Annotated in this window: 2 protein-coding genes; both read left to right on the top strand. The window is 67.7% G+C overall.

The genetic code is table 11. From position 1 onward, the window contains the following. The coding region (locus AC1D15_RS30245; RefSeq protein WP_477828934.1) for a TRCF domain-containing protein at window positions 1-904 on the top strand (904 nt) is incomplete at its 5' end. Window positions 905-908: 4 nt separating this feature from the next. Next, the gene (gene serB / locus AC1D15_RS30250; RefSeq protein ID WP_477828935.1) at window positions 909-1,625 is read left to right on the top strand and encodes a phosphoserine phosphatase SerB; all 717 of its coding nucleotides are present in this window, start codon (window positions 909-911) and stop codon (window positions 1,623-1,625) included. The last annotated feature ends 154 nt before the right edge of the window (window positions 1,626-1,779 follow it).

Raw genomic sequence — 1,779 nt, forward strand, 5'->3', positions numbered from 1 at the left:
GCAGCTGGAGCACGTGATGCGCGATTTCGTCGCGCAGCGCCACAACGTGCTGCTGTGCTCCACCATCATCGAGACCGGCATCGACGTGCCGAGCGCGAACACCATCGTGATCAGCCGCGCCGACAAGTTCGGCCTGGCGCAGCTGCACCAGCTGCGCGGGCGCGTCGGCCGCTCGCACCACCAGGCCTATGCCTACCTGCTGGTGCCCGAGGTCGAGGGGCTGACCAAGCAGGCGGCGATGCGGCTGGAGGCGATCCAGAACATGGAGGAGCTCGGCTCGGGCTTCTACCTCGCGATGCACGACCTGGAGATCCGCGGTGCCGGCGAGGTGCTGGGCGACAACCAGAGCGGCAACATGATGGAGGTCGGCTTCCAGCTCTACAACGAGATGCTGGGCGAGGCGGTGCGTTCGCTGAAGGCCGGGCGCGAGCCCGACCTGCTGTCGCCGCTGTCGGCCACCACCGAGATCAACCTGCACGCGCCGGCCCTGCTGCCCGATGCCTACTGCGGCGACGTGCACACGCGCCTGAGCCTGTACAAGCGCCTGGCCACCGCCGAGAAGCCGGAGCAGATCGACACGATGCTCGAGGAGATCACCGATCGCTTCGGCAAGCTGCCGCCGCAGGGCCAGACGCTGTTCGACGTGCACCGGCTGCGCGTGCTGGCCAAGCCCTACGGCGTGATGAAGATCGATGCGGCGCCGGGGCTGATGGTGATCAGCTTCCGGCCCAACCCGCCGGTGGATGCGATGCGCATCATCGAGCTGGTGCAGAAGAACCGCCACATCAAGCTGGCCGGCAACGACAAGCTGCGAATCGAGCGCCAGACCCCGGAGCCGAAGGACCGCGCGCAACTGATCCGCGACGTGCTGCGCTCCCTCGGCCAACCCAAAGAGACTGCCTGATCCCATGACCCTCGAATTCGCCCCCGGCCTCGTCATCCAGCGCTTCACGCCGCCGCTGCGGCTGGCGGACTTCAAGCTGATCGCGTTCGACATGGACTCGACGCTGATCAACATCGAATGCGTCGACGAGATCGCCGATGCGGCCGGCCGCAAGGCCGAGGTGGCGGCGATCACCGAGGCCGCGATGCGCGGCGAGATCACCGACTACAAGGACAGCCTGCGCCGGCGCGTCACGCTGCTGAAGGGCGTGCCGGTCAGCGCGATGCAGCAGGTGCTCGATGAGCGGCTGCAGCTGAACCCCGGCGCCGCGGCGCTGGTGCAGGCCTGCCAGGCGGCGGGCATGAAGACGCTGCTGGTGTCGGGCGGCTTCACGTTCTTCACCGACCACGTGCGCGACCGCCTGAAGATCGACTTCACGCGCTCGAACGTGCTGGAGGTGGCCGATGGCGCACTCACCGGCCGCATGGTCGACCAGCCCTGGGGCGACATCTGCGACGGCGACGAGAAGAAGCGCATGCTGCTCGCGACCTGCGCGCAACTGGGCATCMASCCGTCGCAGGCGATCGCSATGGGCGACGGSGCSAACGACCTGCCGATGATGGGCGTCGCCGGGCTCTCGGTGGCCTACCACGCGAAGCCGGCGGTGCGGGCGCAGGCGATGGTGGCGATCAATGCAGGAGGATTGGACAGGTTGCTGGACGTGATGCAAGTGGTGCAATAGCGGCCTCTTCCAGGAGCGCCACGCATGTTCGATCGCAACACGCCCTTCAACGATCTGCCGCCGCTGCCTCCAGCGACGGCATTGGAGACGACGGCCGTGTTGCGCAAGGCCATCACTGCGAGCCGCGCGCTCGCCGAGTTGAAAGGCATGGCCG

The organism is Rhizobacter sp. P2_H2 (assembly GCF_056403375.1).